At 63.6% G+C, this 1,546-nt stretch carries 1 protein-coding gene; it reads right to left on the bottom strand.

The genetic code is table 11. The features are described 5' to 3' along the window. Positions 1–4 precede the first annotated feature (4 nt). On the bottom strand, positions 5–1,453 hold the full coding sequence (gene tnpC / locus LWH48_RS18015; protein WP_110070791.1) for an IS66 family transposase: 1,449 nt from the start codon (positions 1,451–1,453) through the stop codon (positions 5–7). Positions 1,454–1,546: the final 93 nt, after the last annotated feature.

Below are 1,546 nucleotides of genomic sequence, written 5' to 3'. Positions count from 1 at the left end.
GTAACTATTCAGCACCGGTTGGCTGAGTCGGGGCTTCTTGCTGCATGAAGGCTGGCACCTCCCCCGCAAACAGTTGCTCCAGTGCGGTATGCGCCGCTACCCCTTGCTTGACGGCGGTCGAGAGAAAGCTACGCATGCGGCAGAAGATCTCAGCGCCCTCCCAGGAGCGAAAACAGCCCGAGATCTTCTGCTGAACCTTGGTCATCCGCAGATCCCGCTCCCCCTGATTATTGGTGAAGGGAGCGGCAGGGTCGTCGAGGAAACGCAGCACGTCGTCCTCGTACGCCCGGAGGCGTTCCAGCAGGTTGCGCGACTTAGTGCGCTTGACCCGGCCTCGTGTTCCAGAGGGTGGTGTGACCGGCGGTGGGCACTCGGCGTCCCCTTTTGCCAAACAGTCTCGGTAACGCTGTCGCCAAGCGCGCGTCTCATCGGCCGATAACCTGCCATCCGCCGCCTCCACGGCGCGACGCATGTCCAGCAGCAGGTCATGCAGCGCCTTAGCCCATGCATGGCCATCGTTCTCCCAGGCCGCCGTCAATTCCCGCAGGTGGTGGGCATTGCACAGGGCGTGCCGGCAATCCGAGTAGCGGTAGTAGGGCTTCCAGTGATCATGCACCAGCACACCATTCACGAAGGGCAATACGCCGATGGCGTCCATCGCCTCCTGACCGCGTTTGGCGTGTGGGGCCAACCAGGTCAGGGCCTCGTTGGAGGCACTGTGAAGCCAGTAGCGCTTGCCGCCGACCTGCATCCCGGTCTCATCGGCATGCACGGTAGCCGCTTCGCGTAGCGCCGGGATCACCCACTCGGCGAACGCCTCGGCCCGCTGGTAGGCCTCCTGGTTGAAAGCAAACAGGGTGCCGGTGCTCAGCGCCAGACCGCACTGGGACGTCAGCAACTCGCGGATACGGGCATAGGGCAACAGCTGATACTGGGAGAGATAGACGACATGCGCCTTGAGGCGAGGGCCATACTGGATGGGCCGCGTCACACCCTCGGGAAACGGCGCCACGTAGCGTTGTCCCTTATCGTCTTCAAGAACCTCGGCTTGGTACTCGGTGACCACGGCCTGGATCACGATGTCCTGCACTTGGCGCGTTTCAACACCCACCGGGCGGTAAGTGCGCCCCTTGGGGAGTTGCCGACGATCGACGCGGAGCTTGACCACCTCGTCGGGGTCCGTCACCGGCGCCAACGTCTTGCCCTCATGCCCCGGTTGTCCGCCGGGGCGCCGCTCGCCTTTGGCGCGCGTGCGGCGCTGGCGGTTGGGGTCCTGGGACGGTGGCTTGCTGCTGTTGCGGCTGCTGGTGGCCAGTCGGTCGGCCATCAGCTTGACCAGCAGCATCAGGACATCGATGGCCGCACGCAGCGACGGCGAGACCGTCTGGTCTTCCTTGAGCTGCTGCCGGACCCGCTCCAGGGCCTCGTCGACGTTGATATCGCTGATGGTCATATCACCGCATAGGTGTGCCGAATGATGCTGTGCACTATGCCAGAAAAATCAGCTGGTTGGCGATACCCCATCCGCAGCCACCTGAATAGTTAC

Source organism: Halomonas sp. G15, assembly GCF_021282295.1.
In the GTDB taxonomy this organism is placed as follows: domain Bacteria; phylum Pseudomonadota; class Gammaproteobacteria; order Pseudomonadales; family Halomonadaceae; genus Halomonas; species Halomonas alimentaria.
The sequence above is the reverse complement of the archived record's forward strand: the minus strand, read 5'-3'. Positions and strand labels throughout refer to the sequence as shown.